Origin of the sequence: Microlunatus elymi, assembly GCF_007362775.1 — a bacterium.
Lineage (GTDB): Bacteria > Actinomycetota > Actinomycetes > Propionibacteriales > Propionibacteriaceae > Microlunatus > Microlunatus elymi.
The window spans coordinates 364,923-383,116 of record NZ_CP041692.1; the positions used below are offsets into that span (position 1 = coordinate 364,923).

Below are 18,194 nucleotides of genomic sequence, written 5' to 3' on the forward strand. Positions count from 1 at the left end.
GGCCAGCGACGGACCGGCCAGCCCGTTGGGATCGATCTTGTCGGCGGTCTCCGGGATGACCGAGGTATCGGTTGACCCCATAAACCGTGGTGCAAAGGCGTACACGTCACCGACGAGTACGGCGGTCGACTGCCCGACCACCGACCGGCCGGGAAAGCCGATCGGGTGAATGCCGCAAACCGGTCCGCGGCCACCGCCTGCAGCGCCTCGATCGCGGCCTTGCGATCGAGGAACGCACCCCGGACGAATGGCGGGTTCGACGCCGCGAAGTCGGGCAGCCGGGGCATGCTGATCAGCACCTTCAGCCGGGGGTTGGTCCCAGTCGGGTAGCCAGCAGCCCGACCAGATCGACCAGGTGCCGCTGGCAGGCCCTGGCGCGCTGCAGCTCGTGGTGGCTAGCGGTGGTGGCGTGGGCCCTGGTGGTCGTGTTCCGGCTCCTCGACCCAGGCGTTTGGGGCATCTTCGGGCTGCCCGTCCCAGCGGTAAAGGCGAGCGGCTGAGGGTTCGCCGCTGCCGTCCGTGGTGAGATTGTGAATCTCGTCGACGACGCGGCGGACGCGGGTGCCGGCCTGGTTCCTGATCATGCGCACCGTGATCAAATAAGGCACCGTCGCCGCGACTGCAGCGGGGACGCCGTTGGCGGCCAATACCTCGAAGACTTGATCGACGGTGTCGGCGTGCAGGCTGGACGCCAGCGAGTAGCCGCGGGTCAGCAGGTCGAAAATCCGAGGTACGTCGGGACCGGCGAGGTAGCCGGGTCGGCCGTGGTGCCCGATCTCGGCAACCAGCAGATATCCGGGTTCTTCGGCTGCTGCCAGGGTTTGTCGTTCTTCTTCGGTCCCGAAGAACTCATCCCGGGGCACGCTGTCCGGCACTTCAGCAAGGATTGCTTGGACCAGGGTGGTCTTGCCTGCGCCCTGCGGGAGGGCGTGAACCAGGAACGACTGTCGGGTTTTGGCAATGCTGCGGAGAATGTCCGCGCCGGAGGATGTGATCGACTGGCTGGTGATCATGTCGTCAAGATTCAAGGCAAGTCCTCGGAGTCGGGGATGCGGACCATTCAGCGATCTCAGCAGATCTTGTGTTTCTGCCAGCGCAGTTCCTCGTCGTGGTCGACCAGCCTCAGGTCGCGGTCCCTCCAGTAGTACTGCAGACTCTCATCGGTCCAGCCCTGGTACACCTCGTCCCAACTCAGGATGTTGCAGTGCGGGCTGATCGACCCGTACGTGATCGGCTCGTCGTCGCGTTGGTAGCGCAGGTCCAGCGACAGGCGTACCTGCTCACCGGGGAGATTCGGCTGACTGCGATGCACCGTCAGGCTTGTGAACGTCAGCACGTCGCCGGCCCGGAAGTCGGCAACGCCCCAGTTGTAGCCGGAGTTGCAGATGTACGCCTCGAGCTCACCAGCACCCTTGGCCGCGTGATAGGTCAGCAGACCGTCGGCGTGCGAGCCGACCAGTACCGTCAGGCCGCCCAGCTCCACCGGGCAGTCGCCCAGCGGGAACCACGCGGTCCACACGTGCTTCGTGCCCTGGATGTGGATGAAGTCCTGATGCGCCGGTGTCGGCGCCGTCTCGGTTCCGGGCACCATCACCCGGGCGATCGACAGCGGTTGCCGCAGCACGTTTCCGCCCAGGAGACCGTCGTACAGCCCGAGCAGTGCCGGGTCGTGGCCGATGGCGTGGAAGTCCTGGATCCGATAGACGTCCTGGTACGCATCCAGCGGCACGCCGGTGCCGCAGAACGCCGCGGCGGTCGGATCGACCCGGTCGAACGCATCGACGTCGGCGATGCCGTCCATCACCTCCGTGCCGGGCTCGAGCCAGCCGTGATCGGCGACGACCTGCATGATCTGTCGCCGCACATTGAGGACCTTGTCGCGGTCCAGCAGGCCGCGGAAGAAGAGGTAGCCGTCACGTTCCGCACGGTCGAGCAGAGCGTGCGGACTTCCCAACAGGGGCTTGGAATCCGTCAACTCGACGGAGGGAAGTTGAGTGCTGTCTGCAACCGCGGTCATCGCGCTGCCTTCCTGATGGATGTCGGCTCCCGGTTGGTCTTGACGACAACTCTCGCACTGCTGACCCAGACCCGGCCACCGTCACCGGTAAGCGGGTCGATCGCACGAACGACGTACGCCCGTTCCCGTGACCTTTGCCGGCATCCATTGACGCGGACCACCGCGGCACGCCATTGTTCTGGGTGATCCATCGATGAACAAAGGAGTTCAGATGAGTAACCCGATCTCTCGGCGTACGGTCTTGGCCGGCTCGGCGGCGGCAGCGGCGGTCGTGTCGCTGCCCGCTCTCCCTGCGTACGCACACGGCCGACCGTCGACCGCGGTGACCTTCACCCTCAACGCCGAAGTCCTTGACGGCGGCGAACAGGTCACTTCCATCACCCTCGACACGTCTCGGCTGGGTCCGATCGACGCCCGTGATATCAGCACCGACGCCTTCAGCGTGCATGCGACGGCGACGTTGCCAAAGCCGCTCGACGAGGCGGGGCAGGTCAGCTACGACGTCGACCGGACGATCACCGGCGTCGAAGTTGATCACCGTGGGCGGATCGTTCTTCGTCTCGACTACGGGGAGGGGAAGGTCGGGGGCAGTACGCTGGCGTACCTTGTTGATCAAGCCCGCAACGTGGTTGCTGATCTTGACTACACGATCGTGCAGCGCACGCCGATCGGCGCTCGCGGGCATCGACAGATCATGATCAACAAGTTCGAGCAGGGTCGGCTGTCGGATCCGGAGGTGGATGCGTTCAGCTATCACGTCTCCGACTCGGGCATGAACTATCGGCTCTACTCGCCGCGCGGCGGCAGCCACTACCATCGCAGGTCGCGGCGGCCGTTGATCATCTGGCTGCACGGCGCCGGCGAGGGCGGGATGGCCGACGGGGACTACTACGACAATGAGACGCTGTTGCGGGCCAACCGGGGCGCGCTCGGCTTTGCCACCGACGAGGCGCAGCGGATCTTCGGCGGCGCCTATGTCGTCGCGCCGCAATGTCCGCGGGCGTGGATGGACGACGGGCCGCGGTTCGCGCCGCTGATCCAGGAGATCATCGACGAGGTCAGCCGGCGGCATCCGATCGACCATGATCAAGTTCAGGTCGTCGGCTGCAGCAACGGCGGTTACATGACGATGAAGATGACCACGGTCTACCCGGACGAGTTCGCTGCTGCGGTGCCGATCTGTGGCGTCGTGCAATCGCTCACCCCGGGCGGGCCGCGGTTGATCACCGACGCCGAGCTCGGGGCGATCAGCACGCCGACCTGGCTGGTGGCTTCGAAGGACGACCCGGTGGTCGATCCGGTTGCCAACACCGAGCATGCCCACGACCTCATTCCGCACTCGCTGATGTCGCTCTACGACCACGTGATCTGGAACGGGTATCAGTTCCTCGGTCACTTCTCCTGGATCTACGTTGCCCGCAACGATCCCAGGCAACACGGGATGCACATCTGGCAGTGGATGGCGCGTCAGCGGCGCTGAGCGCAAGCCGAAGCCGCACGACGCTAGACGACCTCGAAGTTGTCCATCATCGCCATGTCCTCGTGTTCGAGGTTGTGGCAGTGGAAGACGTACTTGCCGTAGCCGTAGAATTTGACCACCACGTTCCACAGGCTCATCCCGTCGCGTTCGGCGCCGCCGCGTTTGAACTCGAACTCGCGGGTCACCGTTGCCTGTTGCGCGGTCAACGGCTCGAAATCCGTAAGCCTGCTGGGGATTCTGCTGTCGTCGGTCGCCTTCTTGGCGACCACGAACTGCATGATCTTGGCGGTCGCGCCCCTGCCGAGTTTGTTCACCAAGGTGATCTTGGTGCACCGCGTACTGGGAGAAGTCGATGATCACGTCGAATCGTTCGGCCTGTGCGATCTGGATCTGACCTTGTCGCCGCGGTGCGCCGAGCAGGCCGGAATCGCTGCCCACCCGGATGAACGACGTGCCGCTCGCCGGCGGCGGGTCCAAGGCGAGTTTGTAGCGTCGTGCGTTGGAGGCGTTGAGGATCCGGAACCGATACCGTACGGCGTCGACCTCCAGCTGCGGCCACGGCGCCCCGTTGACCAGGATGCAGTCGCCGAGCACACCGCTGACGTAGTCCGACGTCACGCCGGGCGCTTGCTGTAGCTCTGATCAACCGCCGGATAATGCAGCGAACCGTCCTCGGCGAACGAACGGTCCATGATCATCAACGGGATGTCGCGGTCGCCGTGCGGCAGTTCGAGTTGATCTTCCTCGTCGTCGTGTACGAGATGAAAGCCGGCCAACCCGCGATCGACGGCCGGACCGGTGAAGTCCATCCGATGATCGTGGTACCACAGCGTCGCGGCCGGCTGATCCAGCGGATAGGTGTAGGTCTTGGTGCCCTTGCTGATCGTGCCGGCGTGCGGATCCATCGTCGTGCCCTGCCAGCGGCCGACCGGCATGACCAGGTCGGTGGGGTAGCCGTCGTCCTGATGCGGGGTACGACCACCGTGCAGATGGACCACGCTGGGCACCGGCAGTTCGTTGCGATGCTCGACCACCGTCCGACGGCCGCGCCGGGACACGATCGTCGACCCGGGGAAGATGCCGTTGTAGCCCCAGATCTCCGTCTTCAGGTCGGGCAGGATCTCGGCCTTCGCCACCTGCTGGGTGATCTGGTAGTGGTCGGTGTTGCCGTGTCGAATCGGCTTCAGCACCGGCGGGATCGGCAGCAAGACGCTGAACGGTGCCGGAAGCTTCGCGGTGCTCTTCAGCACCGCGCCGGCGCTGGACTCGGTTTCGGTGTTCGCGCCGCCCTCGGAGCAGCCGGCGGCAAAAGGGCAGCGTGATTGCCGCCAGCCCTGAGGTTCGAAGGATGTCTCTGCGGGTGATTCTCCCGCCCGAGATCAGGCTCGGACCGGGCTCCCGCGCACCCACGGCGCTCCCGCGTATGTTCGTACTTGCGCGGCAGCGCCGACGGTGCGCGGGAACGATGCCTGGACAGGGCGGACGGCGCCCGCGCGACAAGGTTCCCGACCACGGAAGGGGCGCGACATGGCGGTGGTCGAGGCGTTGCCGGCGGAGTTGGTGTGCGAGCTGGAGAGGGCGGCGTACAACTATCCCGAGGTCGGGGCGACCCGTGGTGATCAGTTTCCGGGCGGCTACCGGGCGTTGCACGAGAGCGTCACGATCCGCGGCGGACGGAAGACCTTCGAGCGGCTGGCCGGTCGGCTGATGACCTGGCGGATCCACCTGGATGCCGGGCTTCGGCTGCAGGTCAGCAATCCGCGGCCGATCGAGTCGGCGGTGGTGATCGCTACTCTGCGGCTCGGGCCTTTTCCGGTACGTACGCGCTGCCGGGTGGTGTACGTGATCAAGGAAACCAATCGGGTCGGCTTCGCCTACGGCACCCTGCCCGGCCATCCCGAACGCGGCGAGGAGCAGTTCCTGGTCGAGCTGTTGGATGATGATCAGGTTCGCTTCGGACTGACCGCGTTCTCCCGCAACGCAAGTGTGCTCGCCCTGCTCGGTGGACCGATCAGCAACCGGGTCCAGCTGATGGTGAACCATCGCTACCTGGACGCGGCCCGATCCGCCCGAACGGGTTGAGCCGAGAATCGCCGTGCTGGTTGGGATTTTCGGTACCGTGAAGAGTGCCCGCCTTGGCTAACGTAACGGCGTGGACTATCACAAAGATCGGATCGAGCTGACCCGGGCCGCCGTCGAGGAACTCTTTGCGTCGCGGGTGATCGAACGCGACGGTGCGCCGGCCGTCACACCGTCGACTGTGTACGCGGTGTTCGACCGCAGCGGCATCCGGTACGGCGCCGGTTTCGGTGATCTTGGTGACGTCCGTACGCCGACGTTGCGGACCGCGTACCGGATCGCCTCCTGCACCAAGAGCTTTACGGCAGCCGCGTTGATGATCATCGTCGAACGCGGCTTGGTCGCGTTGGACGATCCGGTGGACCGCTACCTGCAGCTCGGGCCGCTGATCGGTCCGGACGGAACCGGTGCCTTCCCGGTCCTTCGACAGGCTCAGGATCCGTCGGGCGGCGTTGGTGTGAGCGCGCCGACGCTGCGCCAGCTGGCCGCGATGGCCGGCGGGCTGCCGACGGACGATCCGTGGGCCGATCGTCAGGAGTCCCTGTCCAGCAGGGCATTCCGGGAGTTATTGGCCGCCGGGATCCGGTTCGTCGCCGAGCCCGGTGAGCGCTACGAGTATTCCAACCTCGGCTTCGCGATGCTCGGCGCCGTGATCGAGACGGTGACCGGCCGCGACTACATCGGTTTTGTCACTGACGAGTTGATCAAGCCGCTCGGGTTGACCGGGATCGGCTACAGCGACGATCTCGCCGGTGTCGACGGCGTCGCGGTCGGTCATCGCAGGACAGGAGGGGAATGGGAGGCTCTGCCGTTCTCAGCTCCGGGAGCGTTCTCGCCGATCGGTGGCGTGTTCGCGTCCGCCGCCGGCCTGGTCGACTGGATCGGCTGGCTGTCGGCCGCCTTCGACCGCGGAGATGATCATGATCAACCGCTGGGCCGGCTGAGCCGGCAACTGATGCAGAGCATCCAGACCCCGTACGAAAACAACCCGGGACACCACGGCTACGGTCTCGGGCTGGTCGTCCAGGAGCATCCGACCCACGGCCGAATCGTCGCCCACTCCGGTGGCTACCCGGGCTTCGGTGCTCACATGCGTTGGCATGCCGACTCGGGCATCGGCGTGCTCGCGTTCGAGAACGCCCGCTACTCCCAGCCGATGCGACCGACCACCCAGGCACTGGAGTTGATCTTGGACGAGATCGCCCGTCCCGGCGCCGAGCCGTCCTTGTGGCCGGAAACGGCGGCTGCCCGGCTGAGCATCGAACGGCTGTTGCGGGATTGGGACGACGCGACCGCCGAGAAGATCTTCGCCGACAACGTCGCGCTGGACGAGCCGATGGATCGACGTCGTCGGGAGATCGCCGAACTGGTCGCAGAAGTTGATCTTGACGACGAGGTGCTCCCGCTGCTGGAGTCGGCACCGTCCAGCCGGACGCCGGCCCAACTCTCCTGGACTGTGCCCGGCGGCAACGGATCGCTGCGCTGCGAGATCAGCCTCAACCCTGCGAACCCGCCGAAGGTGCAGCGGCTGGTGGTGCGTCGCGGGTAGCCGCCTCAGCCGGCGAGGCAGGTGCTTGGTCGGATGATCGGTCAGGGTTTTGGTGTGTCGATGGCCGCGGTGAAGTAGCCGCCGCCGGTCGGCGGGACGTCCCGGCCGAGCAGCCGGATCCGAGCCCCGTCGGCGATGGCCTGCTCGAGGCTCTGCCGACCGGGTCCGGAAGACCTGATCACCCCCGGCACGGCGGTCCAGTTCTTGGCGTCCCGGCTGGTCCACAGGATCGCGTTCTGGTCCGCGCCGGACCAGTCGCTACCGACGGCCAGCCAGCCGCCGGGGATCTTGACGATTCCGGACAGCCGGGCCTGGCCCGGCATTGCGGCCGCCAGGCGCCAGGTCTTCGCGTTCGGGGCGAGCGTCCAGGTCAGCGTCCTGCGCGCGGACTCGGGAACGGCCGTCGAGGAGCCGCCGGCGACCACAAGTCGACCCGTACGGTCGGCCCCGACAGTGGAGACGTCAACGTCGCGTACGCCGGCGGGCAACGGCAGCCGCTGCGATGCGCCCCAGGTCTTGCCGTCCTTGCTGGACCACACCACCGGTACATCGTGCCGCTCACCTCCGCGGGCGCTCTGACTCCGGCTGCCGAAGACCCAGAAACCGTGATCGGTCGAGATCGCGTCACTGATCGACAACCCACCGCCCGGATCGCGGAAGGTGGTCCACGGCGTCCGGCCGTCGGAGCGCTCGGTCGTCGACAACTTGATCTTGGTGGTACCGACGCCGCGTTCCCAGGTCCGGCCGTCGTCACTGTGCAGGAAGACGGCGTCGGTTCGCCGATCCGCATACTCGGTGCCGACGATCAACCAACCCCGGTCACTGTGGGTGACCGCGTCCGCATCCAGGTATCCGTAGTCGTCGGCGACCCGCGAGACGAAGTCGGCGTCGTCGAGCTGCTCGACCCGGCGATCGCCGGTGATCCTCCAGGCCCCGATCCGGCTGCCCCGGGTGCGGTTCAGAGTTCCCACCGCGATCGTGGTGCCGTCGCCGTCGTCGGCCAGGTCGTACGCACCGGCGGTGGTGACACCGTCGCGACCGCGGGCCGGCAGCACCAGCGGGGCCCAGCCCTTCCCGTCGGCGCTGGTCCACGCCAACGGGGTGCCGTTCACCGAACCGACGGCCCGATAGCCCGCCGGAGTGTTGATCATGGACGCCACCTCGGCCGACGGTGTCGCGCCGGCGATCGGCAGCTCGATCCGCGCAGCCCGGCCGTTCCGGACCCGGATCATCATCGGGTCGCTGCTGCCGGTCCGCTCGTCCGTGCCCAGCAGGAAGGCCGTGTCGCCGAGCGCGACTCCGTCGTAGAGCGACTGCGAAGCAGCACCGACGAACGCGTCGGCGTCGACCCGCCGAAGCTGATCAACCGACCTGCCGACGGCCAGTCTGGCGTCCGACGGCGACTTTCCCACACTGCCGCCCAAGACCCAACCTGCACTTGTGTGCACGAGCACGTCGGCGTAGTCGTCGGCGTCCGTACCGAAGGTCGTCGGCTTGGCGACGGTGCGCCACGAGTCGCCGTGTACGCCGCCGGAGAGCAGCACGCCGTCCCACGAGGAGTCGTCGTCGCGATCGGCACCGTCGCCGATCGCGGCGGCGATGAACCGCCCGTCGGCGAACACCAGATGGTTCAGGTAGGCGCGGTAGCCGCCACCCAGATCGGCCGGCGTGTCGACGACGTACCAGCTGTGACCGGCATCCGCCGACCGCAGCACGACGATCCGGTTGGGCTGCTCGGGGTTGCTGTTGTCCTTGAGATCACCGGTGATGATCAGATCCTTGCCGTGGACGGCGAAGCGGTCGGCCGACAGCGTCCCGGGCAGGTCGGCAAAGCTGACCGGGACTTCGCGCCTGGTCCACTTCTTGCCGTCCTTGCTGATCCAGGTCAGCACCCGGACCCGATCGCTGTCGGGATCCTGCGCCGTACCCGCGGCAACCCAGTGACCTCCTCCACGAGCCAGCCCGGCAACGTTTTCGTCCTCTTCGAAGGCCCGGCCGACGTCGGCCGAACGCCGCCAGGTGACCCCGTCGGCGCTGGTCCAGCTCAGGTGTCGGCCCGCGGAATCCCTGCCCAGGGCCAGAAAGCCGGCGTTTCCGTCCGCGGCGACGTGGTAGGCGTACTCGTCATTACCGAGCCGGCCAAGGGTGTCGGCCCGTACGACTCCGCGGCGGAAGTGCTTGCCGCCGTCCGTGCTCGTGATGAACAGCGGCCTGCGGAGGTTGGCCGACTCCTCACCACCCACCGCGACGATGGTCGACGAGGTGGCGGCGACGTCGCTCAGTCCTTGATCAACCTGATCGCCGACAGGTACGTCAATCTGGTCCGCCGGCGGTGCCGTGAAGCCGACCGGCGCCGGGGCGTTGGGATCGTGCGGTGCCGACGCGGCCGGCGTGGACCGCTGGTCAGCCCCGGCCGCGCCCGTCTGTTCGGAGCCGTGGCAGCCGCCGAGCAGGCAACATCCCAGAACGACAATCGACAGGACGGCGCGAACCATCAGCGTCGTCCGTGAGGTCGGTCGGCGGCGAACAGACATCGGCGTCTCCTCCGTGGATCAGGCGATGCCCTCCAGGCATCAGAGGTCCGCCGAGGCTAACAGCGTCCTGCCCCTGCTCCGGGTGAGTTGTCCACAGGTACCTGCCGTCGAGAGCGGGTCAGGTTTCGGCCAAGGCATCGACCGGCGCGGACCGTGCCGCCCGTCGGGCGGGCAGTACCGAAGCCAGTACGCCGGCGACGATCGCAACTCCAGCGACCGCGAGCGTCTGGCCGAGCGACATCGAGAAGTACGTCGTGGTGTAGTCGAGTTCGCTGCCGAGCGCGGCCGAGCCGACCCAGCCGAAGAACGCGCCCGCGACAATGCCGACGGCGGCACCGGCGAAGGCCAACAGCACCGCCTCGATCGCGAGCATCAGCCGCAGCTGTCGGCGTTGCAGACCGAGCGCCCGCAGCAGTGCCGACTCGCGGCTGCGTTCGAGTACCGACAAGCCGAGCGTGTTGCCGACACCGATCAACGCGATCACCACTGCCACCCCGAGCAGCACGGTGGCGATCGTCAGCAGAGTGTCGAGCAGAGTCTCGTACGCGGCCTTCTGGGTCAGCGATCCGCTCAGCTGCAGGTCCGGTTGATCTTGCAGCAGTCGATTCAGCGCCGAGGTGATCTTGGTGATGTCGGCCGACGGCGCGGCCTTCGCCCAGACCGCGCCCGGGGTTGGGTTCGGCGCCAGCCGGTGCATCACCGCTGGCGAGACGACGCCGATGTAGTCGGCGGCAATCCGGTTGGGTTCGGCGATCATGGTCTGCCTGACCGCACCGTGCCGCACCTGGACCCGATCACCGCTGCGGATGCCCATCGACTGGGCCAACACCGGATCGAGCAGCAGTCGATCGGCCGGGACCTGCCCGGCACCGGGATTGATCACCGACGCAGCGTGATCCCCGGCCAGGATAGGGATCTTGCGGGACGGCTGCCCGGCCGGCTTGACGGTGATCATCGTCTTGTTCAACACCACCGCACTCTGGATCCCGACGATCTTGGTGATCTTCTGATCCAGACCGGCGGGCAGCGGCTTCGTCGAAGCAGAGACCGTGACGTCGACCGGGTAGTGCTGATCGAGCGTGGCCGACGTGCTGGCTTTGACGCTGGCCGAACCCACCTGCAGGGTGACGATCAGACCGGTGGCCAGCATCAACGCCGCCCCGGTCGCCGCGGCCCGGCCGGGATTACGCGCGGTGTTCGCGGTGGCCAGCCGGCCGACCGGACCGAGCGGAGCGGTGATCTTCCCGATCACTCGCAGCAATGCCGGGAAGTAGAGCTTCACCCCGACCAAGATCGCGACAGCGAGCAGGGCCGATCCGGCGATGCATACCAGCAGGGTTTGTACCTCGCCGCGCAGGCCGAGCACGATCAGACCGCCGCCGACAACGGCCAGCAGAGTGGCGACTACTCCACTGATCACCGAGCCGCGCCGAGTGTCGGCGGCGTCACCGACCGGACGCAGCGCCTCCAACGGACTCACCCGCGTCGCCCGACGGGCCGGACCGATCGCGGCCAGCACCGTCACCAGCACTCCGATCAGACCGGCGGCCAGCACGGTCGGCGGAATCACCAGACCACCGGCGAGTGAACCACTGATCCCGGCAGCGACGGCACTGACACCGACGCCGAGGCCGATCCCGAGCGCACTGCCGATCAGACCGGTGATCAACGCCTCGATCAGTACGCTGCGGCGCACCTGCCGTCCGGTCGCACCGACGGCTCGCAGCAGACCGATCTGCCGACGGCGCTGGGCGAGCAAGATCAAAAACGTGTTGACGATCAGGATGGTGCCGACCAACAGAGCAATGCAGCCGAAGATCAACAACAGATTGCGCAGGACGTCCGCGCCCTGGGCCATGTCCTTGACCTGTTGCTGTCCGTAGGCCGCCGAGGTCTGTACGGTGATCTTGGACCCGAGCCGTTGATCGAGCGCCTCCGCCAGGCCGTTCGCAGAGGTGGAGCCGTCGCCGATCACCAGGAGGTCGGCCTGAGCCTGCTGCGGATCGATGGCCGCCGGCAGGAGGAAGCCGGTCTGCAGCTTGCCGGAGAACAGCGACTTCTGCTCGTCGGTGATGCCGCTGACCGTGAACGTCTGCGGCCCGTTGCCAAGATCAACTCGGATCGTGCCACCGACGCCGAGATTCTGTTGCTCGGCCGCGGTCTTGCCGATCGCGATCTGATTCCTGCGCGTCGGCCAACTGCCGGTGGTGAGTTTCGCCCAGCGCAGTTGATCAAGGCGAGGGAGGCTCTGCAGCTCGATGGTCGACCGCTGGTCGATGTTTCCGTACAGCTGATAGCTGAGTTCCGCGTCGGCCACGCCGGGCGTGCGTCGTACGGTTTGCACCCGGTGGCCGAGCTGTCTCGCCGACAGTTCGTCGGAGCTCACCACGACGTCCGCACCGGCGGTCCGGGCCGCCAGTTGACGGCCGATCGCAGCAGTTTCCGTTGCCAGGAAGGACAATGTGGCGGTCAGATAGCCGACGCTGATCATCACCGCCAGCAGAACGGCAACGATCCGGCCCGGGTGTCGGCGCAGTTGACTGAACGCGATGTTGATCATGACCCGCCGGGTCGCGGTTGCCGGCGTCGCCGAGGTGGCCGACATCAGGCCTCCAGTCGCTTCATCGCGGCCAGTACGGAGTCGGTGTCGGGACCGTCGATCGATTCGGTGATCCGGCCGTCGCTGAGCAGCAGCGCCCGATCCGCGTAGGACGCGGCGATCGGGTCGTGGGTCACCATCACGATGGTCTGGCCGAGGTCGCGGCAGGAGGTCCGCAGATAGTCCAGCAAGGTTGCCGCGGTGCGGGAATCCAGCGCGCCGGTGGGTTCGTCGGCAAAGACGACGTCGGGCTCGGTGATCAACGCGCGGGCGATTGCCACCCGCTGCTGCTGCCCGCCGGACAGCTCGCTCGGGCGATGCGCCAGCCGATCCTCCAGGCCGAGCGAAGTGACCAGCGAACTGAACCGATGCTGATCGGCCCGCCGACCGGCAAGATCAACCGGCAGCAGGATGTTCTGCCGCGCGGTCAGGGTCGGCAGCAGATTGAAGGACTGGAAGACGAAGCCGACCCGGTCCCGCCGCAACGTTGTCAGCCGACGGTCGGACAGTCCGGTGAGCTCGGTGTCGCCGATCACAATGCTGCCGCTGGTCGGCGCATCGAGCCCGGCCAGGCAATGCATCAAGGTCGACTTGCCGGAGCCGGACGGGCCCATGATCGCGGTGAAGCTGCCGGCCGGGAAGGCGACGCTGACCCGGTCCAGCGCCCGTACTGCGGTGTCTCCGCTGCCGTAGATCTTGATCAATTCGTCGGCTCGGGCGGCGACCCGAGTCGTTGGCGACGTGATCACGGGTACGGACATGCGGCAATCCCTTCTGGGTAAGGACGACCGGGTGATCCCGGCCCTCGCAGACGCTACGGAAACTGCCGCCGACGGGGCATCGGAGTGCGGTTCCTTCCGAGGTCGGCGGGATGCGACCAGGGGAGTAGGGATGCGATCTCGGGTACGAGTTCGGTGGGTTGGGCGAAAGTCCCTTCGACAGGCTCAGGGACCGGCGGGGTTCAGGAGCCGGGTTGGGGAGAGCGGGCGGCGCGCGGTTCGGCCAGGCCGGCCTCGAAGGCGAAGAGCACCAGGCTGACTCGGTCCCGGCAGTCCAGCTTGGCCAGCAGTCGGCCGATGTGGGTCTTCACGGTTCCTTCGGCCATGTAGAGGGTGCCGGCGATCTCGGCGTTGGTCGCGCCGGCGGCGATCTGCTGCAGGACCTCGACCTCGCGCGCGGTCAGCAGCTGCACCTTGTCGTCGTGTTGGCCGGCTGCCTCGCCGGGCAACGACTGCACGACGTGGGCCAGCAACCGGCGGGTGGCGCTGGGAGCGACCACCGCGTCACCGCCGGCCACGTTGCGGATTGCGGACAGCAGCTCCTCGGGCCGGGCGTCCTTCAGCAGGAAGCCGGCCGCTCCCGCCTTCAACGCCGCGAACACGTACTCGTCAAGATCAAAAGTGGTCAAGATCAACACCCGGGTCGGCGAGCCGGCGGCGACCAGTCGCCGGGTCGCCTCGACGCCGTCCATGATCGGCATCCGGATGTCCATCAGCACCACGTCGGCGGGGCGCTGCAGCAACTGCTTGACCGCACCGGCGCCGTCGGCCGCCTCACCGACCACCTCAAGATCATCTTCTGCTTCGATCAACATCCGGAAGCCGCCGCGGACCAGTCCTTGATCATCGGCCAGGAACACCTTCGTCATGGCCGCGGGCTCCAACCCGAGGACTGCGAATCGTCGCCGGCGTGTCCCGAGACTGTCGACGGGGCGTTGGCCCGGATCGAGGGATCCGAAGTGGTGCTGAGGCTGTCCATGGAGTTGTTGATCATCCTGTCGGTGTTGACGTCGGTCGGAATCTGCTGGGTCGGCTCGGTGTCGAGGGCGATCACCTGAGTGGGTTCGTCGGTGATCGGGATCACCGCGGTCGGCTCGACGGCCGTCGGTCGACTGGTCGGGACGGAACCGGTGAAGGTTGGCTGCTCCGGTTGTGGTTGCCAGGCAACCGGCGGTCGTTGGTCGCCGGTTCGCGCGATCGGCCCCGGTTGCCGGCCTGGCGCGAGCTGTTGACCGGTCTGGAACTGCGGGCCGGTCTGGGACGGAGGTGCCGTCGGGGCGCCGCCCGTCGGGAACGGCAGCCAGGCTAGGACTTCGAAGCCGCTGCCACGTCGCGGTCCGGCGGTGAGCGTGCCGTGATGCAGGGTGACGCGCTCCCGCATGCCGCGCAGCCCGTGCCCCTTGCCGTCGCTGCTCGCCTGGCTTCCGTGGCCGTCGTCGACCACCCGGATGCCGATCCCGTTCGGCGCGTAGGTGACCCCGACCGCCGCCCGAGCGGACGGGCCGCCGTGCTTGAGGACGTTGGTCAGCGACTCCTGCACGACCCGGTAGACGGTCAGGCCGAGCGCCTGGCTGACGACCGGACGGGCACCGTACTCGGTCAACTCGACGCTGTCGGCGGTACGAGCCACCAGTTCGGGCAGGTCGTCCAGTCCCGGCGTCGGCAGATAGCCGTCCGAACTGCCGTCGACCCGGCCCTCACCCGGCGCGCCGCCACTGCGCAACAAGCCGACCATCTGCCGCATCTCGCTGAGAGCTTCCCGGCTGGTGTCGGCGATCGTGCTGAACACCTCGGGCGCCATCTGGGGCCGTTTGGCCGCCAGTGCCCGGCCGCCCTCGGCCTGTACCACGATCACCGACAGCGAGTGCGCGACGATGTCGTGCAGTTCGCGGGCGATCCGGTTCCGCTCGTTGATGCTGGCCACCCGGGCGCGTTGTTCCTGTTCGGCGGCCAGCAGCCGTTCCCGCTCGATCCGGGCCTCGATCGACTGCGCCGCCCGCTCGGAGCGTTCCCGCCGGCGGCTGCCCAGCACGTACGCCAGGCAGACCATGCCGGCGCAGGCCAGCACCGTCATCATCAGCACCCCGACGTGGACCAGGACCTCACGCAGACTCGAATCGGTGACCAGCCAGCGCAGCGGGCCGAGGATCGAGCCGATCAGCCCGATGCCCAGCGCGAGCCGGGCCAGCGTACGGTCGAACCAGCGTGCGTAGGTGTAGATCAACAACGGCACGGTGATGATCGCCACAGCCGGCATCGGTGAGGCCACCAGCACACCGAGCGCACCGACGGTGGCGACGGCCAGCGCGGTCCGTGGATAGCGGCGGCGGATGATCCAGGGCAGTGTCAACGTGAACGAGGCGAGCATCAGGGCCGGCTGGGAGACGTAGAAGAGGCCGCAGAATCCGGTCAACAGCAGGCCACTGATCAGATCGAATCTCCAGGCGCGCTCCCGAGCGGCGCTGAGCTGGGTCGACTGGGAGGCTCGCGGGTCCGGCGGCACCGGATGCCCGGACGAGCTGGCGGTCGGATCCGGCAGATAGCTCATGACCCGGCCAGCGTAGGCCGATCGGCGTTCCAGGCCCATCTGACTGCGGTCTGACATCTCGGCGGACCGCTCCGAGCGCGGTCGGACGGTTCGGCTCCGGTCGAGGGATGTCGCCCGGCAGTCAGCCGGTTCCGGACGGGCCGAGGCGGCATAGGGTGGCGGGATGAAGAAGCTTCTGTTCGCCCTGGCCGTTGCCGGCGGCGTCGCGGTGCTGGTCCGGCAGTACAACCGCAAGACCGCCGAGGCGGACCTGTGGGCCGAGGCCACCGACCACGTCAGCCCGGTCGGCGAGTCCAGCCGCCGCTGACGCTCATTTCATCAGTCGAACCATTGCCGTTGCCGAAGCACCGCGGTGGCCGGGCCGCGCTGGCGGTGATCGGCCTGCTGCTGGTTGCCGCCTGCCTGCGTTCGGCGATCACCTCGGTCGGCCCGGTGCTGGATCAGATCGGTGCCGCGACCGGACTCGGTTCTGGCGCGCTGGGACTGTTGGCGGCGCTGCCGCTGTTGGCCTTCGCCGGCATGTCGCCGCTGTCCCATCTGGCCGCTCGTCGGTTCGGCACCGACCGGATGGTGCTGGTGTCGCTGGGCGTGCTGGCCGTCGGCCTGCTGTTGCGCTCACTGCCGGTGCCCGGGCTGTTGTGGTTCGGCACGCTGGCCATCGGCGTCGGCATCGCCGTCGGCAACGTGCTGGTGCCGGCGGTGGTGAAGCGGGACTTCCCGACGCACATCTCCCGGCTCACCGGCTCCTACACCGCCACCATGAACACCTTTGCTGCGTTGGCATCCGGGCTGTCGGTGCCGATCGCGGCCTGGGCTGTCGGCGGCTGGCGGACCGCGATCGGGATCTGGATCATCCCGGCGGCGTTGGCGTTGATCGTCTGGGCGGCGCGGATGCGGTGGGTGCCGGGCGGTGATTCCTCCGTACGAGGTCGGGCCGGCGTTGCGTTGTCGGGCGCCGTCGATGTTGATCATGGTCGCCCTGATCACGCTGCTGCCGACTCCGATGTTGATCATGAAGAAGTTGGTCACTCCGGCCGGTCGGTCGCCGGCCGGCGGGTCGCGGACCCGTCGGCCACCGTGCGGCCGATGTGGCGGTCGGCGCTGGCCTGGCAGGTCACCCTGCACATGGGCCTGCAGTCCACCGTCTTCTACACCCTGGTGAACTGGCTGCCGTCGATCGAGGCCGATCGTGGCGTGTCGGCAGCCACGTCCGGTGCGCACCTGTTCATCTACCAGCTGGTGGGGATCGGGGCGGCGTTCGGCGTCAGCCTGTTGATGAATCGGCGTCACGACCAGCGGGGGATCGCGGTCTTGGTCGTGTCGCCGATGATCATCGCGTTGCTGGGCATGCTGTTGTTGCCACAACTGGTGGTGGTGTGGGTGATCTTGGCCGGGATGACGTCCGGGAGTTCGATCACGTTGGCGTTGGCGCTGATCGGGTTGCGCACCGCGGACGCGTCCGCCACGGCGCGGCTGTCGGGGATGGCGCAGGGGTTGGGTTATTTGCTGGCGGCCGGTGGTCCGATTGCTGCCGGTGCGATCCGCGGGTTGACCGGCAGTTGGCTGCCGGAGATCATCTTGCTGCTGGCGTTGACCGTGGCGCAGGGAACGTTCGGCGTGTTGGCCGGCCGGAATCGTACGATCGGCTGACGGTTGCTGTACCGCGCTCTCGGAAGATGATCATGGAGGAGAACGAAGCATGACCAGCTCGGATCTGGTGTTTCGGCTGCTGCCGTTGGCTTTCCTGGTCGGCGGCATCCTGATGTTGATCTTCGGGGTTCGGACCGCCGTCGGCGTTCGGCATCGTCGGCTGACCTGGCTGCGGTACCAGGGTGAGGCATTCGATTACGTGTGGGACAACAGCGGTGACAGCTCCACCCAGCACTGGATGATCCGCTGGATCGACAACCAGGGTGTGCAGCGAACCGCACGTAACCCGTACGGCGTCTCCGGCGGCACGCTGAAGAGTTTTCCTTTCCCGGTTGAGATTCTGGTCAATCCGGACGACCCTCGGCAGGGGCAGGTGGCCGGCGGCGCACAGTCCGGGCTGACCGTCGCGATCGCGTTCATCGCGGCGGGCGTGGTTTTCGCGCTGGTCGGCGCGGTGTGGTCGGTTTCCACCTTGATCAACTAGGCGTCTTGCTGCTCGGGGGTCGCGAAGGGTCCTCGCCGCCGGCGCTGCTGTCAACTGGATCCCACTGGGTGAAACCGGATTTGAGTCTGGCGTCCAGAGCGGGAACGGTGGACAGATCTGTTCACTACGGAAGGAGAGCTCATGCTCACCCTCACCGAGAACGCAAGCAACGTCGTCACCACCATCGTCGACAAGCAGATCCAGTCCGAGGATGCGGGATTGCGGATCAGCGGACCGACCGACGGGGCCTTCGCCATCGCGGCGGTGCCGTCGCCCGAGCCGGGGGACACCCTGGTGGAGAGCGGTGACGCCAAGGTCTATCTGGAACAGAGCGCGACCGAGGTCTTGGACGACAAGATCCTCGACGCCCAGGTCACCGAAGCCGGTGACGTGCAGTTCCAACTCGCCCAGCAGGGCTGAGATCAGCGGTCGGCCTGTCGGCTGACCACGCACGTACGGGGCCGTCATCGCACGT

Annotated in this window: 16 protein-coding genes; 7 read left to right on the forward strand and 9 right to left on the reverse strand. The window is 67.3% G+C overall.

Annotated elements, in window-relative coordinates; genetic code table 11:
* Nucleotides 1-395 precede the first annotated feature (395 nt).
* Both FOE78_RS01555 and FOE78_RS01560 read right to left on the reverse strand, forming a co-directional pair.
* The gene (locus tag FOE78_RS01555; RefSeq protein ID WP_143984763.1) at nt 396-1,013 is read right to left on the reverse strand and encodes a P-loop NTPase family protein; all 618 of its coding nucleotides are present in this window, start codon (nt 1,011-1,013) and stop codon (nt 396-398) included.
* A gap of 56 nt (nt 1,014-1,069) precedes the next feature.
* Nucleotides 1,070-2,017 (reverse strand): phytanoyl-CoA dioxygenase family protein, encoded by a 948-nt coding sequence (locus FOE78_RS01560; protein ID WP_143984764.1) that lies wholly within the window; start codon nt 2,015-2,017, stop codon nt 1,070-1,072.
* 211 nt (nt 2,018-2,228) lie between these two features.
* Between FOE78_RS01560 and FOE78_RS01565 the strand changes: the two genes are divergently transcribed.
* The gene (locus FOE78_RS01565) at nt 2,229-3,497 is read left to right on the forward strand and encodes a prolyl oligopeptidase family serine peptidase (RefSeq protein WP_143984765.1); all 1,269 of its coding nucleotides are present in this window, start codon (nt 2,229-2,231) and stop codon (nt 3,495-3,497) included.
* Nucleotides 3,498-3,520: 23 nt separating this feature from the next.
* Here the strand turns inward: FOE78_RS01565 and FOE78_RS23950 are convergent, their stop codons facing one another.
* Entirely contained in the window at nt 3,521-3,811 is a 291-nt protein-coding gene (locus FOE78_RS23950) for a multicopper oxidase domain-containing protein (RefSeq protein WP_228265997.1), read from the reverse strand.
* Between the two features lie 300 nt (nt 3,812-4,111).
* On the reverse strand, nt 4,112-4,747 hold the full coding sequence (locus FOE78_RS23955) for a multicopper oxidase family protein (protein WP_228265998.1): 636 nt from the start codon (nt 4,745-4,747) through the stop codon (nt 4,112-4,114).
* A gap of 277 nt (nt 4,748-5,024) precedes the next feature.
* On the opposite strand from FOE78_RS23955, the gene FOE78_RS01575 reads away from it, so the two are divergent.
* Both FOE78_RS01575 and FOE78_RS01580 read left to right on the forward strand, forming a co-directional pair.
* Nucleotides 5,025-5,579, forward strand: coding sequence for a DUF1990 family protein (locus FOE78_RS01575; RefSeq protein ID WP_143984766.1), 555 nt, complete (start codon nt 5,025-5,027; stop codon nt 5,577-5,579).
* Nucleotides 5,580-5,649: 70 nt separating this feature from the next.
* Complete coding sequence (locus FOE78_RS01580) at nt 5,650-7,125, forward strand: serine hydrolase domain-containing protein (protein WP_143984767.1); 1,476 nt, start codon at nt 5,650-5,652, stop codon at nt 7,123-7,125.
* Between the two features lie 41 nt (nt 7,126-7,166).
* On the opposite strand, the gene FOE78_RS01585 is transcribed toward FOE78_RS01580, so the two are convergent.
* The 5 genes from FOE78_RS01585 to FOE78_RS01605 all read right to left on the reverse strand — a co-directional run bounded on the left by FOE78_RS01585 (nt 7,167) and on the right by FOE78_RS01605 (nt 15,585).
* On the reverse strand, nt 7,167-9,659 hold the full coding sequence (locus tag FOE78_RS01585; protein ID WP_143984768.1) for a hypothetical protein: 2,493 nt from the start codon (nt 9,657-9,659) through the stop codon (nt 7,167-7,169).
* Between the two features lie 118 nt (nt 9,660-9,777).
* Nucleotides 9,778-12,264 (reverse strand): ABC transporter permease, encoded by a 2,487-nt coding sequence (locus FOE78_RS01590; protein WP_143984769.1) that lies wholly within the window; start codon nt 12,262-12,264, stop codon nt 9,778-9,780.
* On the reverse strand, nt 12,264-13,019 hold the full coding sequence (locus FOE78_RS01595) for an ABC transporter ATP-binding protein (RefSeq protein ID WP_143984770.1): 756 nt from the start codon (nt 13,017-13,019) through the stop codon (nt 12,264-12,266). The genes FOE78_RS01590 and FOE78_RS01595 overlap by 1 nt, the downstream gene beginning before the upstream one ends.
* 200 nt (nt 13,020-13,219) lie before the next feature.
* The gene (locus tag FOE78_RS01600; RefSeq protein WP_143984771.1) at nt 13,220-13,906 is read right to left on the reverse strand and encodes a response regulator; all 687 of its coding nucleotides are present in this window, start codon (nt 13,904-13,906) and stop codon (nt 13,220-13,222) included.
* A complete protein-coding gene (locus FOE78_RS01605; RefSeq protein ID WP_168207318.1) occupies nt 13,903-15,585 on the reverse strand; it encodes a sensor histidine kinase in 1,683 nt (560 codons plus the stop codon). Before FOE78_RS01605 ends, FOE78_RS01600 begins: the two co-directional genes overlap by 4 nt.
* Before the next feature lie 163 nt (nt 15,586-15,748).
* Here FOE78_RS01605 and FOE78_RS23500 point away from each other — a divergent pair, with 163 nt between their 5' ends.
* The 4 genes from FOE78_RS23500 to FOE78_RS01620 all read left to right on the forward strand — a co-directional run bounded on the left by FOE78_RS23500 (nt 15,749) and on the right by FOE78_RS01620 (nt 18,139).
* Nucleotides 15,749-15,892, forward strand: a complete 144-nt coding sequence (locus FOE78_RS23500; RefSeq protein WP_168207319.1) for a DLW-39 family protein — start codon at nt 15,749-15,751, stop codon at nt 15,890-15,892.
* A 29-nt stretch (nt 15,893-15,921) separates the two neighbouring features.
* The gene (locus FOE78_RS01610) at nt 15,922-17,235 is read left to right on the forward strand and encodes an MFS transporter (protein WP_168207320.1); all 1,314 of its coding nucleotides are present in this window, start codon (nt 15,922-15,924) and stop codon (nt 17,233-17,235) included.
* A gap of 49 nt (nt 17,236-17,284) precedes the next feature.
* Entirely contained in the window at nt 17,285-17,719 is a 435-nt protein-coding gene (locus FOE78_RS01615) for a DUF3592 domain-containing protein (RefSeq protein ID WP_143984774.1), read from the forward strand.
* 141 nt (nt 17,720-17,860) lie between these two features.
* Nucleotides 17,861-18,139: a Fe-S cluster assembly protein HesB gene (locus tag FOE78_RS01620; protein WP_143984775.1), complete on the forward strand. Its 279-nt coding sequence runs from the start codon at nt 17,861-17,863 to the stop codon at nt 18,137-18,139.
* Nucleotides 18,140-18,194 lie beyond the last annotated feature (55 nt).

Bases quoted from the DNA above. Each gene is read 5' to 3' on its own strand.
- FOE78_RS01575 (WP_143984766.1), top strand. From the start codon at position 5,025: ATGGCGGTGGTCGAGGCGTTGCCGGCGGAGTTGGTGTGCGAGCTGGAG.
- FOE78_RS01585 (WP_143984768.1), bottom strand. From the start codon at position 9,659: ATGTCTGTTCGCCGCCGACCGACCTCACGGACGACGCTGATGGTTCGC.
- FOE78_RS01560 (WP_143984764.1), bottom strand. From the start codon at position 2,017: ATGACCGCGGTTGCAGACAGCACTCAACTTCCCTCCGTCGAGTTGACG.
- FOE78_RS01600 (WP_143984771.1), bottom strand. From the start codon at position 13,906: ATGACGAAGGTGTTCCTGGCCGATGATCAAGGACTGGTCCGCGGCGGC.
- FOE78_RS01615 (WP_143984774.1), top strand. From the start codon at position 17,285: ATGACCAGCTCGGATCTGGTGTTTCGGCTGCTGCCGTTGGCTTTCCTG.
- FOE78_RS23500 (WP_168207319.1), top strand. From the start codon at position 15,749: ATGAAGAAGCTTCTGTTCGCCCTGGCCGTTGCCGGCGGCGTCGCGGTG.
- FOE78_RS01555 (WP_143984763.1), bottom strand. From the start codon at position 1,013: ATGATCACCAGCCAGTCGATCACATCCTCCGGCGCGGACATTCTCCGC.
- FOE78_RS01605 (WP_168207318.1), bottom strand. From the start codon at position 15,585: ATGAGCTATCTGCCGGATCCGACCGCCAGCTCGTCCGGGCATCCGGTG.
- FOE78_RS01620 (WP_143984775.1), top strand. From the start codon at position 17,861: ATGCTCACCCTCACCGAGAACGCAAGCAACGTCGTCACCACCATCGTC.
- FOE78_RS01565 (WP_143984765.1), top strand. From the start codon at position 2,229: ATGAGTAACCCGATCTCTCGGCGTACGGTCTTGGCCGGCTCGGCGGCG.
- FOE78_RS01595 (WP_143984770.1), bottom strand. From the start codon at position 13,019: ATGTCCGTACCCGTGATCACGTCGCCAACGACTCGGGTCGCCGCCCGA.
- FOE78_RS01590 (WP_143984769.1), bottom strand. From the start codon at position 12,264: ATGTCGGCCACCTCGGCGACGCCGGCAACCGCGACCCGGCGGGTCATG.